We start from the raw sequence: 15,876 nt of genomic DNA on the forward strand, positions 1-15,876 counted from the left end.
TTTTTATGAAATTCTTCATTTTTTTACGGTCTGTTTTCGATATTCCTTCGGTGAACAGCCGACCATCTTCTTAAACACACGGCTGACATAATTAGGGTCTGTATATCCTGCCTGATAGGTAATTTCTTTTAAACTAAGCGAGCTGTCTTTGAGAAGCCTTTTGATTTTATCCAGCCGGCAGGCAGTCACATACTCTTTAAATGTCAGCCCTGTCTCGTCTTTAAACCTTTTTGTGAAATAGGTCGGACTTAAATCAACATAGGCCGCAGTCTGTTCCAGCGTGATCTGTTCACAAAAATGCGTTTTGATGTAGCGCTTTGCCCGCTCAATATCATTCACAGTCTGGTTTCTTGCTTCGTACACGTCAAATAAATATTCACAGCACTGGCGGCATTCTGCTGCGGTGTTGATCGTTAATATAGGCCAGTCTGTTCGGAGTCGTGATTTAAATAAGATCAGCAGCTCTTTTAGTTGAGACAGGGTCGCCCCCTCTAGTTCAAAAGCATCGAATAAAGCGAGGGCCTCCTCTCTTCTCCCTTCTTCCATTGCCTGCATCATATCGTCTGCAAGCTCAGGCAGATGGATCAATGGATGGGACTGTTCTTCTGTTTGGTAAAAGCCATAACGAACAACGCCAGAACTCTTTTTCCGCTGATAATAGGAAAGCTTCGCCTCTGCTGCACTTTTCTGAAGATAAAGCGGATTTGAGACCGGGTGTCCCATGCCAACGACAGGTGAAGGCTGATCGTTGGTTGTGGCATTTCGAATCGCCTGCAAGACATCTGCCTTTAACTGACCAGGCGCTTGGTGACGATAAATGAGACATGTAAACAGCTCACCACTCACCTGAATCGGCACCGTATGAAAAAGGGGAGATGTCTGTAAATGAATCAACAACTGATTCCCGATTGTCCGCTGCACAGCGATGACAAGACCTGCTTCGAATTCATGAAACAGTTGTCGAAACTCCGTGGAAGTATAGGATTGTCCGTTTATGACATGAGCTTCAAGCCACTTTGACTGCTGACCGGCCGCCAGCGCCTGCCGCTGAGACGCCTCCTGCTGAATCTCTGACGCAACCGTTCGAATGGCGGCGATGGTTTCATCTTTGTCAGCCGGTTTGACGAGATATTGTTTCACTCCTTCCTGCATCGCTTGCTTGGCATAATCGAACGTATCGTAGGCTGTCAGCATAATAAATTTTGTATGAGGACTGATCGCTTTGATTTGCTTGATCGCTGTCAATCCATCCATTCCAGGCATCTGAATATCCATGAGCACAAGATGAACGGGCTCAGTCCGCACGAATTCAACCGCCTTTTTTCCATTTTCAGCTTCTCCTGCGATATGACACTCTGGAAGCCAATCGGTCATGAACTTCCGCATCGCTAGCCGTTCTATCTTTTCATCATCTACAATCAGCACGTTCAGCATGCCGGTCCCTCCTTCATTGGAATAACCAATTGAATAGTGGTGCCTTCGTTTGGATTTGAGTCAATTTGAAGGGCATCTTGTACCCCATAAAACAAACGCAGCCTTGACATCACATTTCGAAGACCGATTCCTGTTGAATGCCCTTTACTCAACATGTTTGGATCTTCCTCTTCTTTTTCTGATAGCAATCTTCTTTTCTCTTGTTCATTGATTCCCATCCCATTGTCCCGAATCCGAATCATCACATAGCCGCCTTCTTGATAGATCGAGAGCTCGACAAGTCCATCTTCCTCTTTTGGTTCGACGCCATGAATAAAGGCATTTTCAACAAGTGGCTGTAAGGTGAGACTTGGGATACGTACAGATAAACACGATTCATCTATGGTCGTTTTGCATGTAATACGATCGGCAAATCTTGTTTCTTGTATATGAAAATATTCTTTGACCACTTTTACTTCTTGTTCGAGCGTAACGGATGCACTGAGAGCTGACAGCGAATAACGCATGAGAGTGGAAACAGATTGGATCAACCTTGATGTGGCATCCGCTGATTCTAAGTAAGCCATGCGTGAGACGATGTTTAAGGTATTAAATAAAAAATGTGGGTTCATTTGGTTTTGGAGCGTTTTCAGCTTCATATCTTTGATTTTTTGATCTAAAGCTGCCTTTTGTTTCATCTCTTCAATCATCATTTTCATCTCTTGACGCATTCGCTGGAAGGCCTCATTTAATACAGAAATTTCATCCTTTGAGGTGACATGCAAGTCCGCTCCATCAAAGTTTCCTTCTGATACTTCCTTTACGCTTCGAGAGAGATGGACAATCGGTCTTGAAATCCCGCCAGCAATCATATACGCCATCCATAATGCGACTCCAATAGACAGTGTAAACAAACATAGGGTAAAGAGCGCATAGATTTGGTGTCTTTTTTGCAGAGATTGATAGAGTACTTGATACTCAGACAATTCATCATCAAGCAAGGTCATTGTTTGCTCTTGTATGTAGGAGGAGACGGTTCTTACTTCCTTCACACTTGCTGCATATTCTTTGATTTTTCCTTCTTTTACATGTGTCATGGTCGCATCACTCTCATTGATGAGCGTCCGTATCATATATTGATATTTTTCAATAGAAGGAACTGCCGCATGAAGCCCGGCATCTTTTCGCAATGTCTGGTCGTAGGATTTCATTTTTTGTTTTGAAGCTAGGTATTCTTTGGCAAACTGCTGATCCTTTTCAATCGCATACGCATTGACCTTTTCATACATCGTTTTTGCCTCTGTCGATATATCATTAAGCAGGAGAAAAGAACGAAAGCTTCTGCTATATTCCGATACGATATTCGAGCTGCTCCAATAGACAAAAAAAGCGGCCACGTTTCCAAGAAATACAAGGGTTAAAAATGCCAGTAACAACTTGCTTCGAATCCTTTTCACGGCTGCACCCCCTGCCTTCTGTCTGTTTGCTGTAGCGGCAGATCCTCTTGCCGAATCACACTCGTTCCTGTGTACTGAAGCGGCTCTTCTTTTTCACCTTTCTGCAAGCGCACAAGCGATTCCACTGCTTGGTAGCCCATTTCATAAGGATGCTGAACAACGACTGCATCAATCTTTCCATCGTCGAGCGCCTGAATCGTATCTGGCAATGTATCAAATGCGAGTACATAGACATCTGTGGACGATCGATATTGCGCTGTTGCTTGGATGATACCTGCACCATCTAATGCACTCGTGCCGTAAAATGCAGTGAGCTTTGCATGATCGTTTAATAGTTTATACGCGGCACCGGAGGCCCCTGATTTTGTAATGGCTGATTCTTCTATTCCAACAATATGAATGCGTTTTTCAGCGGCGACGGCATCTCGAAATCCTTTGACGCGCTGCTTTTGATGAACGGCATCTAGCCTGCCTGTGACAATTCCTACGTACTGTTCGCCTTTTGTATCTGCGATGAGTGCCTGTCCTGCGATAAAGCCTGAATAATAATTGTCCGTGCCTACATACACTTGACGCATGCTCCCCTCTGCATCTGTATCAACTGTGACAACATCAATGCCCTTTTCCCTCGCCTTCTGAAAAAGCGGTTTGTATTTTTTCGCATCAAGTCCCTGTGTCATAATGCCATCAACATGCCCTGCGATTGCCATATCAATGGTTTTCAAATGATCATCTATATCGGCTTGCTTCGGACCCAAATATTCTAAATATACGCGATGAGCGGCTGCCGCATCAGCAGCTCCCTTTTGGACCAGCTGCCAATATTCATTATCAAGTTCCTCCGGTACAAGGACAAAGTGATATTGATAGGTTGATGACGCTTTTTCGGAAGCGCTTTCAATTTTAAATAAATCTTGACCTAATGATGTTAAAAAAATGACAGATACGACACAAAAAGTGAGAAAGGCGCCCACCCCGATCCACTTTGATACTTTCACCGCATCCTCCCCCTTTCAAAAATTGCGCATAAAAAAAGAGCTGCTTATAAGCATACTCTCTCGACCTCTATAATTCCTTTGTCATAAATAAACTGTTTGGATCTTCTTGATATGAACCGAAAGGCGGACAAATATAAAACCCAACACTCTCATATAGTTTTCTTGCTGGCTCAAAGAAAGACATCGCACCTGTTTCTAAGCTGACACGTGAATAGCCGCGCCTTTTTGCCTCTTGGAGAAGATGGTTCAGCATATACCTTGCTACACCTTTTCGCAGATGGAGAGCTGCGGTTCTCATGGATTTGATTTCACCGTGCTCTCTTGACAGCTCCTTTAACGCTCCGCAGCCAAGAAGCCCCTCTCCATCCCGTACACTCCACACTGTGACATCTTGCTTTTTCAAATCAGCTAACGGAAGGGCATGAATACTTTCTGGCGGGGAATGCTCTTTCATTTCTTCTATATGAGCGGTAATCAGCTGTTCTATTTGTCCATCCGTGAGTGTATCTTGTTGAATGTACACTTCTACCACTCCTTCACGATCATTGTACGTGAAGAGTCAGTATTCACCAGCTGTTATGTCAGATAAACGAACAAACAACCAGCATTCATCTGCCAGTTGTTCATTTGATAGCACCTATTTATGAAGAAAGAACCGCTTGTAATTCTTCTGCCGTACTGCTTTCAAGCTGACTTCCGACCCCTACTGCCACTGCGCCTGCTTTCAGCCAGTTTGGCACATCGGCTGGATGAATACCTCCCGTTGGAATAAATTCAATGTCTGGAAATGGGCCTTGTAAATTTTTCATATAGGATAAACCGAAGGAGCCACTTGGAAAAAGCTTGAGCAAGCAGTATCCAGCTGCTTTTGCCTGCATGATTTCACTCGGGGTGAGGACACCTGGTACATAGAGTGTGTCGTGAAACGAGAGATGCTCTCCAATGACAGGAAGATATCCTGGACTGACAATAAATTGTGAGCCTGCGTCAATGGCTGACTGCGCCTGCTGAAGGGTTGTGATTGTGCCTGCTCCTACAATCAGATCTTGCTCATGCTGAAAAGATGCAATGATGCGTTCCGCATTGGGCGTGGTATACGTCACTTCAATGGCACGAACGCCTTTTTTCTTTAAACGCTCAATGATCTCAATGCCTTCTGCTTCGCTCCCCGCTCTTACCACTGCGATCAGCTTACAAGCCGCGATCCGCTCTTTAACGCTCAAACTTGCTGACTTTCCCATATCCTTCGTCCCCCTTCATATATTCCCGTCTGTGATATCGTTTGGCTCCCTTCATAAAAGCCTGAAGCTCTTCCCGAGTAGGCAGACCATCCTTATCGCCTGGAGACATCACCGCAAGAGCCCCTACAGCATTGCCTCTTGTCGCAGATTTTTCATATGATAAACCGTCCAGTAAACCACTGATGACCCCCACGGCAAATCCATCACCGGCACCGACTGTATCCACGACATTGGGCACATAAAAGCCGCTCACAATCCCCTGACTGGCTGCACTTTTATAAAAGGCACCTTCTGCACCGAGCTTAATGACCGCAAGCTTGACGCCTTTTTGCAAATAAACATCTGCAATCTCTTCCGGCTCGTGACAGCCTGTGAGCCTTTGCCCTTCTGCAAGCCCCGGAAAAAACCAATCCACTTGAAAAGCTATCTGATTCACTGTATGGATCATATCTTCTTCCTCTTCCCATAGCTGTAGCCGAAGGTTTGGATCAAATGAAATGGTTTTGCCTGCCTCTTTCATCTTTTGAAGAGCATGAAAAGAAAACGCTCTCATTTCATTGGATAACGCAGGTGGAATACCTGTCATATGGAGATGTCCTGCCTGCTTGAAATAATCCGCAGGAAAGTCGCTTGGACTCATCGTGCTCGCAGCAGAGCCTTTGCGATAATATGTGACGTCAGGATCTCCGTCCATCACTTTGGATTTAAGTAAGATCCCTGTTTGAGCCCCATCATTTGAACGAATCACTGCACTTGTATCGACTCCTTCTTTTTGAAGCTCTTCTAAAATAAATGTGCCAAGTGAATCTGCTCCTACTTTGCTCATCCATCCCACATCAAAACCTAGCCTCGCTAAACCGACTGCCACGTTACTTTCGGCACCAGCAAGCGCCTTTTGAAATGTATGCACTTGATGAAGCTCCCCGGCTTCTTTTGCGTAAAACATCGCCATTGATTCCCCAAATGTGACCGCATTCAATGCTTTCACTCATTTCTCCCCTTTCATGGTACCGGTTTCAAATTAGTTGAAAAAGAGAGAGCATGCACGTATGTATACTCTTCTCTGTCTGTTGTTTATAAGGATTTTCTTGCGATGATTTCTCCATCAAGCTGAATGGTTTGGGGCGCACTTTCATCCCCTTCAAGCCGAGTCTTGATTTTTTGCATGGCGGCTTTCCCCATTTCATGAGATGGCTGGGCAACCGTTGTGATTCCAGGCCCAATCAGCTTATACCATTCTGTATCATCAAAACCTGCAATGCCTATATCTTCTGGAATCTTTAATCCGAGGTCTACAAGCTCACTAATCAGCTTCAGCATAAGTAATCCATTGGCTGCTAAAATCGCTTTTTTCTGCTGGTTTGATTGGACAAAATGGACAAGCTCTTCTCGCAGTTGTTCCTTTTGTTTCAAATCAATTTCTACAATGAGCGGCTTCTTATGTTTACTCATGGCTGTCTGTTCATATGCTTCTTTTCTTTCTTCACGAGGACTGATCCCATCGACCGGCTCAGTAAAGAAGGCAATGTGCTCATAGCCTCTCTCATACATTTGTTGAAGCAGCTGCATCGTGATATCACGGTTATTCGTTGTCACTGTGTCGACTTTTAGTTCAGGTAATTTCCGGTCAACAAGGACAATCGGCACACCGTTTTTCTTAAAATCCTGCAGAATGTCATTGTTCTGGCCTGTCGTATTGATGATGAGCCCTTCAATATAATGCGCATTCAGCTTGAGGAGCATTTCGCGTTCTTTTTCTGGCCGGTTATCTGTATTACATACCATGATGCTGTATCCATATTCATCACAAATTTCTTCGACTCCGCGAAGTGTGGCAACAGAGAATGGATTTGTAATGTCGGCTACAATAAACCCAATGACCTTGCTTTTTCTTACTTTCAATCCTTGAGCGAGCTGACTCGGACGATAATGCAGTTCTTCAATGGCTTTTTTAATTTTTTTGACCTTTTCAATAGAAATTTCATTTGTTCTGCCATTGATATATCTGGATACAGTTGATTTTGAAACACCTGCATAAGCGGCCACTTCGTTGATGGTCACTTTCGTTTGCTTTTTCTCTTTCATTCAAAAAACTCCCACAATCAATGTCTTCTCATTTGTTTCGAAACCGATTTCAAATAACTTAAAAAGAGCATATCATAATTTCTTGTATTCCAGAAGATTTTTTTGCTTGAAGATGGCAAATAATTATTTAAATAAACAAAAAGAAAGCGATTTCAAAATAACGGTTGACGACACTCTCTTTTTCCTCTAAAATTTTCCTTGAAACCGATACCAAATAAAATACCTACATTTTGTTTCAGATGGAAAGGGAGGCTTATTTCAAATGGAAAATCGTTATGCTGTACATCCTGAGCAGGTCAAGCGTTTTACAACAGAGGAACTTCGTCGTCATTTTCATATTCCTACACTATTCGTCAGCGGTAAATTAAAGCTCTACTATTCGCATGAGGACCGCGTGGTGATTGGCGGGGTTATGCCGTCTGTAGAACCGCTCAAATTAGATGCCGGCGACTTTCTACGTACGGAGTATTTCCTTGAAAGACGCGAGATCGGCATTGTAAATGTCGGCGGTCAAGGAACGGTCACTGTCGATGGTGAAGCCTTTGTACTGGAGCACAAAGATTTCTTATATATTGGGCTTGGACACGAAGATGTACAGTTTGCTAGTTCATCAGGCGAAGAAGCCAAGTTCTATCTTGTATCAGCCACCGCTCACAAAGCGTACCCTACGCAAAAAGCAGCCATCGCTGAATTAACACCGAATCACTTAGGGGAAGCGTCTGCTTCAAACGTACGAAACTTGTATCAAGTCATCCACGCAAACGGTATTCAAAGCTGTCAGCTCATGATGGGAATCACTCAACTGGAAACCAATAACACGTGGAATACGATGCCCGCTCATATTCATGATCGACGTATGGAAGTGTACTTATATCTTGATATCGAAGAAGATGCTCGTGTCTTTCATTTTATGGGGGAGCCATCTGAAACAAGACATCTCGTTGTGGCCAACGAGGAAGCGGTCATTTCTCCTGCCTGGTCCATTCATTCAGGTTCGGGTACAGCGAATTATTCATTTATTTGGGCGATGGCGGGCGAGAACTATACGTTCAAAGATATGGACTTTGTCCCAATGGACCAGCTGAGGTAATGTGATGACGACAGTATCCTATGTAACGTCCCTCTTTTCTCTTGAAGGCAAAACAGCCCTTGTGACAGGTCCTGGAACCGGCATTGGGCAGGGCATTGCTGTGGCGCTTGCCAGGTCAGGCGCAGATATTATCGGCACATACCACCACACACCGCTAGAGGAAACGAAAGCGCTCGTCGAACAGGCGGGCCGCTCGTTTCATGCGGTTCAGATTGATTTTTCCGACCCTCAAACTGCAAAACAGGCTGTCGATGCCATGTTACAAAAGCATACGATCGATATCTTAATCAATAATGCTGGCACCATTAAAAGAGAACAAGCTGCTCATTATTCAGAGGAAGACTGGCATACGGTCATGGATGTGAATATCAATAGTCTCTTTTTCCTCACCCAAAGGGTTGGGCGGCAGATGCTGAAAACTGGTCAAGGGAAAATCGTTAATATCGCCTCCCTTCTATCATTTCAAGGCGGCGTCTTTGTCCCCGCTTATACAGCAAGTAAACACGCAGTCGCAGGGCTGACGAAGGCATTTGCAAACGAATGGGCGAACCAGCAAATACAAGTGAATGCGATCGCTCCTGGTTACATTGCGACCAATAACACGCAAGCCATTCGGGACGATGAGAATCGAAATGATGAGATTCTCAAACGAATCCCTGCCGGTCGCTGGGGAAAGCCTGAGGATCTAGCCGGTGCTGCTGTTTTCCTTAGCTCACCAGCCTCTGATTATATGAACGGTCATATTTTAGCTGTTGATGGCGGCTGGCTTGCGAGATAAAACAGACGAGAGAATTCCTATTTGCAGGGATTCTCTTTTTTCTATTTGCATAATTCTCCACCATCCGAGTCACTCTATAGAAAACATGACATGAGGGTGAGGTATTATGAAAAGTCGTATTGAACAAGATATAGCGTCCGTCATCAAGCGCGTCAAAAGCTTTGCCGGGAAAAGTGATGATATCGTGTTCCACTCATTTTCATTTGGCCCTTCTGCTATCTCTGCATGTCTCATGTACATTGAAGGACTCACAGAATTTGAGATGCTTTCCAAACAAATCATTTCACCTATGCAAAAGGAGCTGGATATCACCGAAGTTGATTCTAGTACGCTTCCAGCCCTGTCTAAAACGTTCTTCGGCATCCAAAATGACGTGCTGGAGGATATGAACCTTGCCATCGAGCAGTTATATAGCGGCAGGGCTATTTTATTTGTAGATGGCGCGGCTCAAGCACTTGCACTCCAAACGAACCTTTTTCAATTTAGAGAAGTAGAAGAGCCGCAATCGGAAGTCCTTGTAAGAGGGCCTCGGATCGGTTTTATTGAAAATCTTGAAAAAAACACGGCTTTAATCCGTGAGCGGGCAAACGACCCAAACCTTGTCATTCAAAAGGTGAATGTAGGTACTCGCAATAAAAAGTCCGCAGCCCTTGTGTACGTTCGTGATATTGTTGATCCCAAATTAGTAGAAGATGTTTTAGCACGCATGACCGAAATCAAAATGGATGACATCCCTGAAACCGGCTATATTGAACAGTTGATTGAGGACAGCCACATCTCCATTTTTCCGCAGATTCAAAATACAGAACGTCCTGACCGAGTGATTGCATCTGTGCTTGAAGGCAAAGTCTCCATTTTGCTCGACGGCACACCTTTTGCCCTCATCATGCCTATGACACTTACAGCCTTGATGCAATCACCGGAGGATTATTATCAAAGATGGACAAGTGCGACTCTTTTGCGCCTACTCCGTTATTTTGCCGTACTGTTAACGATTTTTTTACCAGGGCTCTACATCGCTCTTGTCTCATATCACCCCGGGTTATTACCAACACGAATGGCAATCACCATCGCAGGCAGTCGGCAAAATGTTCCGTTCCCTCCTGTTGTCGAAGCCATTCTCATGTCGTTTACGATAGAGCTGCTGCGGGAAGCTGGTCTTCGTCTTCCGAGGGCTATTGGACAAACGATTGGACTCATTGGCGGCGTGATTATTGGTCAGGCGGCTGTCCAAGCCAATATCGTCAGCGCGTTAATGGTGATTATCGTGTCGCTGACCGCCTTGGCCGATTTCACTGCCCCGTCCTATGACTTTAGTTTCCCGCTGCGCATTTTGCGGTTTATGGCCATTTTCAGTTCAGCGATGTTTGGGTTATATGGCTTAATCATGTGTTATTTATTTGTGCTTTGTCACCTGATGCAATTAAAGACCTTTGGTTTTGACTATTTCACACCTGTTTTGTCTTCACCGTTTTCAGATTTAAAGGATACGTACGTACGTTTACCAATTGGGCTATTTAAATCGAGACCGAAAACAGCAAAAATAAAAAATCTCAAAAGACAAGGAGATTAACCGATGTACAGAGCTGAGAAGCTATCATTGTTACAAGTCACCATTCTGTGCAGCTCTACAATGATAGGCGCTGGAATTTTAACCATTCCTCGCAGTTCTGCCAATTCAGGATTCCCTGATGGCTGGATCATTGTATTACTACAGGGAGCCATCTTTGCTTTCGTTGCTTTTTTGTTAGGATGGATTGCTGAAAAGAATGCACCGGACACCATTTTCGAGTCAAATACTAAAGGAGCCGGTGCAATCTTCGGCACGTTCTTTAATTTAATGCTGATTGCCTATTTACTAGGCATTGTCGGCTTTGAAGCGCGTGTTCTCGGGGAGGTTGTTCAGTTTTTCCTGTTGCAATCGACTCCCATGGCAGTGATTGTGATGATTTTTCTTCTGGTGGCGATCTATCATTTGAAAAGTGGTATTTTTCCAATAGTAAAAATGGTGACTTACATATATCCGATGACAATGATTATTTATATTGGGCTCATGCTGTTTAGTTTGAAAATATTCGACTTTGATTACTTACGCCCAGTGATGGCGCACGGGTTTAAAGATTTCAGTAATTTGTTCTCTCAAACATTTATTCAATTTACAGGCTTTGAGGTCATTTTGTTTGTTGTACCGCTCATTTATAAAGACAAATGGTCGAAAGCAAAGTGGGCTGCTGCGATCGGGGTTGGAATTACTTCTCTTATCTATTCTCTCACGCTCTTTATTGTGATTGGTTCCATGACCGTTGGAGAAACGAAATCCCTCACCTGGCCCACTGTCTCACTCATTCAAGCACTAGAACTTGAAGGGGTCTTCATTGAACGATTTGATATTTTTTTACTGACGATCTGGACTTGCCAGCAGTTCATTTGTATGCTTGGCTTTTTCCAATTTGCCATTAAAGGGTGCCACACAGTCTTTAAGACAACCAATGTAACGAGACTGCTTTGGCTGCTGTTTTTGATTACCTCTGCCCTCTCTTTATTTCCGAGAAATATCAATGAAGTCTTTTACTTCTCTACTTTACTCGGCTACGCATTGTTCGCGATTTTAGCCATTCCTTTTATTACAGCTGTTCTGCTGATGATACGTAAAAAATGGGGAGGTCGTTCTGCATGAGAGGAAGGCGTGTACTGCTCATCTTTTTATCCTGCTGTCTTATCCTTTTATCAGCAGGGTGCTGGGATTTAAAGGATATTGAAAAATTATCATTTGTGCGCGGCATTGGCATTGACGAGGAAGAGGAGCAAGGAGTCAAACTCACTTACCAAAACCTGGTACCGAAGATGGGCGGGACACAAGAAGCGGATTCTCCTGGCTATGTGAATGTCGTCTCGAAGGGGAAAAATGTGCTGGAGGCTGTCAGTAATGTTGCCTTAAAGGACCCGCCGATCTATAGTGATCATCTAAAAATCTTCCTGTTCGGCAAAAATCAGGCAGAGCATCACGATATTCAAGGAACGCTCAATCATTTTATTCGAGATGATGAGGTTCGGCGAAGCAGCTATCTTCTCGTGTCACGTGATGATGCATCAAAAGTGATCAATCAAAAATTGAAATCACAGCAAAAGGTTCCGGTTGAACATATCTTTGAAACATCCAAAAACCGAAATTTTAACGGAAAGATTTTGCTGCCAACCCGTATTGGCCGAGCATCTGATTACTTCCAGATGGGCGCTAGCTTCCTTGTCCAAAGTGTAGATGCGATAAACGGTGAACTTATTTATAATGGGGCAGGAATTATAGATGGAAAAACACGAAAACTGATCGGTTTCATTCCTGCGAAGGATGTCCAATCTTTAAATTGGGTGATGGACCGAATTTCAGGCGGCGTTGTACCTGCCACCTACAAAGACTTTCCGATCACGTATGAAATTAAGAAAGCAAAAACCAAGATTGAACCCTATCTGAAAGATGGACATATTTCCTTTAAAATTAATGTCAACACCCAAGGAAAGCTCTCTGAAGATCAGTACCCTGCAGAAAATTCCTACGATGAGCAGTACATCAAAAGATTTGAGCATCTTTTTGCTAACAAAATCAAACAACGAATTCAAAAAGCGGTCCATCATGTGCAAAAAGAGGTGGGCGTTGATCCCATATTTTTAAGCCGACAGTTTCGTATTAAATACCCTGACTATTGGGAAAAGCATCGAGACGAATGGGATGCGCTCTTTCAAGAAGCGGATATCGAATATGAAGTCAAAGTCAGTATTTTGAACTTTGGGGCAGAAGGTGCAACAAAAAGCTTTAAATGGTAAAGTAAAAAGGCGATTATCCCGAAGGGGAGCCGCCTTTTTTACGTACGACGATGAGAAGCTGATACAAGGTCACTTGATCAGTCAACGCTTTTGTTTGAAAGCCAAGTGACACTCCTACTCTCGCCACCTCATCAAAAAACAATTCGACATTTTGATCAATCGGAACATTGATCCTCTGCTCGATCACCCGTTCAAACAAATGATCTGGGAAAAGCGCACGCATGGTGTTTGGTGTGAAGAACCTCAGGTGACCTCGGTCTAAAATTCCTACATCTTGATACGTAAAATCCCCAGTCATTAACGGGAGAAGCACCTCCGCATGCATCATGTTTGGCAGACAGCAAATGATCACACCGCCCGGTTTTAAAGATGCGTGCGCTTGTTCAATGATGTGCCAAGGATCTGACACATGCTCTAAAACATCCGAAAAAATGACCGCATCAAAAAAAGCCTCTTTCTCTAACCACGGGTACTCATCTGCTTTAGCCTCAATGACTTCTTTGTAATATGCCTTTGCGATGGCTGCTTTTAATGGATCAGCCTCTACGCCGTACATGTCAACAGTCTGCCGATTCATTAGTTCAAGCCCTGTTGCCCCTGCGCCGCATCCCACATCCAGTACACAGGCAGCATCTTCAGGCAGCAGAGCCGCAAAGTATGGATGAGGGGTCACAAGATTCAGATCAATGCCCCATTTATCTAAAAATCGAAGCCTGTTCTCTGCAAACAATGTAGAGATGTTCGTTTCTTGATTCGCTCGAAAGGTTGCATGACCGTGATGATGCACAAATGAATCGTGAACGATTTGAAGCTGATATCCCTTCAGTAAGGATCTCAAACAAAGGTCGTCATCCTCAAATGATCCATACACGAACCGCTCATCAAATAACCCCACCTCTTCAATGATCTCTCTTTTCACAAGCAGACAAAATCCCACAAGCCGATGTACATAAGTTCTCTGACCTTTTTTCGCAGCCGTATAATTCTTCGCAAAACCCGGGAGCTCCTTCACATCTGTATACGCTGGCTCGACTATTTGAGGACCGCTCACATAATTGGAGACTGGTCCTACCATCCCAATGCGTTCTGATGCAAATAACGCCTCTCTTAATGGAGAAAGCCAGTTTTCCGTGACGATCGTGTCGTTATTTAAAAAGAGAATGCTATCTCCTGCCGCTTTTTTTGCTCCTTGATTACAGCCCTTTGCAAAGCCTCGATTTTCTTCATTTTCTATGAAAATCACATCGTTCAGCTCTCTCACATATTCCTTTGTCCCGTCGGTTGACGCATTATCAACGATGATGAGTTCATATTGGTCACTTCGGGTGTACTGCTTGATGCTGTCGATACATTTTTTCGTTAAATGCAGTTCATTGTATGTCAGGATGACAATGCTCGTTTTCCCTTTCATCTCATTTCCACCTTTCGCCCGCCTGTTCCATATGTATGTCATATGCAGCACGTTCAGAAGATGAGAGATTGTCCTTTCTTGATTAAACGTTTGTTTAACAAAGAAAAACCAGCTGCATACGGGCAGCTGGTCATTGTTCACACCGTTTTTCCTTCGTCACCTGCGACGGCACGGTTTCTCTTTTTTAAATCTTCTTCAATTTCTTCAAGACTTTTCCCTTTCGTTTCAGTCACCATATATTTCACAAACAAGAAGGCGCCTACGCCGATGACCGCGTAAATAAGGAAAAGATTACTGATACCCATCGCGCTTAGTAAAGTTGGGAATGTAAGCGAGATGATTAAATTTCCTGTATGAAGGAGGAAGGTAGAGACACCTGTACCGATTCCTCGGACATGTACCGGAAACAGCTCAGGAAGCATGACCCAAACGACAGGACCCCAGCTGACAGCAAAGATGACGATAAAGAGCCCTAAACAAATAATAGTCGTCCATCCTGCAGCTGTTGACCCCTCGAAAAATCGATTGACCACTGACAGGACAATTAAGCTTAAGACCATGCCAGCATTCCCAAATAAGAGCAGCGCTTTACGCCCTACACGGTCAATGATTTTAATCGCCACAAACGTCATGACGACATTCACTGCCCCAATTCCAACGGTTCCTAAAATGGCCGCTGAATTACCAAAGCCAACGCTTGTGAATGTTTTTGGTGCATAGTAAATAATCGTATTGGTACCGATAAACTGCTGCAGAAAGGCAAGACCGACCCCAGCGATTAATGCTGGGCGTACCCATGGCTCAAATAATTCCTTAAAACCGCCTTTTTCTTCACTTTCCGCCTGCTGAATATCAGAAATTTCTTCTTCCACTTCTTGCTTACTCTTTCTCAGTTTAGATAATATCTCTTTTGCACGGTCTGCCTGTCCATGGACAAACAGCCAGCGGGGGCTTTCCGGCATAAATAGAATCCCACATAATAAAAGCACAGAAGGAACAACCGCAATTCCTAGCATGAGGCGCCATGCTTCTGCATCTGCTAAAGCGTAATTCACAATATAGGCGAGTAGAATACCAAATGTGATCATGAGTTGGTTTAATGAGGACAGTGCTCCTCGCGATTCCTTTGGAGCAAGTTCAGATAGATATAATGGAACAATCGTTGTCGAGCACCCGACAGCAAGCCCTAGCACAATTCGGAATAAGACCATCACTTCCGTATTCGGGGCAAGAGCCGTACCAAATCCGCCGATAATAAACAAAATCGCTGCGGCGATGATGGCTTTTTTCCGCCCAAATTGATCTGTCAGCTTTCCAGATAAAGAGGAACCGAGCATCGCTCCGATTAAAATCGAACTGACAACAAGTCCCTCTGTAAATGCATTTAATCCTAAATCCTCTTTCATAAATAAGATGGCGCCAGAAATGACACCTGTATCATAGCCGTATAAGGCGCCGCCAAGTGCGCCGAAGAAATAAAGCCAGCCATTCCGATTTTTCATGTTCATAACCCCTCTTTTGTTCTGTATGTACTGGATGTTTCTCTATGAAAAATCATTTTCCTCACTTTCTGTCACTTCAAAC

At 43.9% G+C, this 15,876-nt stretch carries 14 protein-coding genes; 5 read left to right on the forward strand and 9 right to left on the reverse strand.

Annotated elements, in window-relative coordinates:
• Positions 1-15 precede the first annotated feature (15 nt).
• The 7 genes from ACQYAC_RS10675 to ACQYAC_RS10705 form a co-directional block, all read right to left on the reverse strand.
• A complete protein-coding gene (locus ACQYAC_RS10675; protein ID WP_339164137.1) occupies positions 16-1,434 on the reverse strand; it encodes a response regulator in 1,419 nt (472 codons plus the stop codon).
• Entirely contained in the window at positions 1,428-2,870 is a 1,443-nt protein-coding gene (locus ACQYAC_RS10680) for a histidine kinase (protein ID WP_429943264.1), read from the reverse strand. The genes ACQYAC_RS10675 and ACQYAC_RS10680 overlap by 7 nt, the downstream gene beginning before the upstream one ends.
• Positions 2,867-3,868 (reverse strand): sugar-binding protein, encoded by a 1,002-nt coding sequence (locus ACQYAC_RS10685; RefSeq protein WP_429943265.1) that lies wholly within the window; start codon positions 3,866-3,868, stop codon positions 2,867-2,869. Before ACQYAC_RS10685 ends, ACQYAC_RS10680 begins: the two co-directional genes overlap by 4 nt.
• 67 nt (positions 3,869-3,935) lie before the next feature.
• The gene (locus ACQYAC_RS10690) at positions 3,936-4,391 is read right to left on the reverse strand and encodes a GNAT family N-acetyltransferase (RefSeq protein WP_429943266.1); all 456 of its coding nucleotides are present in this window, start codon (positions 4,389-4,391) and stop codon (positions 3,936-3,938) included.
• Positions 4,392-4,509: 118 nt separating this feature from the next.
• Complete coding sequence (locus ACQYAC_RS10695; RefSeq protein ID WP_169055821.1) at positions 4,510-5,109, reverse strand: bifunctional 4-hydroxy-2-oxoglutarate aldolase/2-dehydro-3-deoxy-phosphogluconate aldolase; 600 nt, start codon at positions 5,107-5,109, stop codon at positions 4,510-4,512.
• Positions 5,081-6,097: a sugar kinase gene (locus tag ACQYAC_RS10700; RefSeq protein WP_429943267.1), complete on the reverse strand. Its 1,017-nt coding sequence runs from the start codon at positions 6,095-6,097 to the stop codon at positions 5,081-5,083. Before ACQYAC_RS10700 ends, ACQYAC_RS10695 begins: the two co-directional genes overlap by 29 nt.
• A gap of 86 nt (positions 6,098-6,183) precedes the next feature.
• On the reverse strand, positions 6,184-7,194 hold the full coding sequence (locus tag ACQYAC_RS10705) for a LacI family DNA-binding transcriptional regulator (protein WP_429943268.1): 1,011 nt from the start codon (positions 7,192-7,194) through the stop codon (positions 6,184-6,186).
• A 262-nt stretch (positions 7,195-7,456) separates the two neighbouring features.
• On the opposite strand from ACQYAC_RS10705, the gene kduI reads away from it, so the two are divergent.
• The 5 genes from kduI to ACQYAC_RS10730 all read left to right on the forward strand — a co-directional run bounded on the left by kduI (position 7,457) and on the right by ACQYAC_RS10730 (position 12,881).
• On the forward strand, positions 7,457-8,284 hold the full coding sequence (kduI, locus tag ACQYAC_RS10710; protein WP_429943269.1) for a 5-dehydro-4-deoxy-D-glucuronate isomerase: 828 nt from the start codon (positions 7,457-7,459) through the stop codon (positions 8,282-8,284).
• Between the two features lie 4 nt (positions 8,285-8,288).
• A complete protein-coding gene (gene kduD, locus ACQYAC_RS10715) occupies positions 8,289-9,062 on the forward strand; it encodes a 2-dehydro-3-deoxy-D-gluconate 5-dehydrogenase KduD (RefSeq protein WP_429943270.1) in 774 nt (257 codons plus the stop codon).
• A gap of 106 nt (positions 9,063-9,168) precedes the next feature.
• Positions 9,169-10,635, forward strand: a complete 1,467-nt coding sequence (locus ACQYAC_RS10720; protein WP_429943271.1) for a spore germination protein — start codon at positions 9,169-9,171, stop codon at positions 10,633-10,635.
• 3 nt (positions 10,636-10,638) lie between these two features.
• Positions 10,639-11,739, forward strand: a complete 1,101-nt coding sequence (locus tag ACQYAC_RS10725; RefSeq protein WP_429943272.1) for a GerAB/ArcD/ProY family transporter — start codon at positions 10,639-10,641, stop codon at positions 11,737-11,739.
• Complete coding sequence (locus ACQYAC_RS10730; RefSeq protein ID WP_429943273.1) at positions 11,736-12,881, forward strand: Ger(x)C family spore germination protein; 1,146 nt, start codon at positions 11,736-11,738, stop codon at positions 12,879-12,881. The genes ACQYAC_RS10725 and ACQYAC_RS10730 overlap by 4 nt, the downstream gene beginning before the upstream one ends.
• A gap of 13 nt (positions 12,882-12,894) precedes the next feature.
• Here the strand turns inward: ACQYAC_RS10730 and ACQYAC_RS10735 are convergent, their stop codons facing one another.
• Positions 12,895-14,292, reverse strand: a complete 1,398-nt coding sequence (locus ACQYAC_RS10735) for a glycosyltransferase (RefSeq protein ID WP_429943274.1) — start codon at positions 14,290-14,292, stop codon at positions 12,895-12,897.
• Positions 14,293-14,429: 137 nt separating this feature from the next.
• Positions 14,430-15,794 (reverse strand): sugar porter family MFS transporter, encoded by a 1,365-nt coding sequence (locus tag ACQYAC_RS10740; RefSeq protein ID WP_144461686.1) that lies wholly within the window; start codon positions 15,792-15,794, stop codon positions 14,430-14,432.
• Positions 15,795-15,876: the final 82 nt, after the last annotated feature.

Source organism: Bacillus sp. MM09(2025) (genome assembly GCF_050496725.1).
Taxonomy (GTDB): Bacteria; Bacillota; Bacilli; order Bacillales; family Bacillaceae; genus Bacillus; species Bacillus pumilus.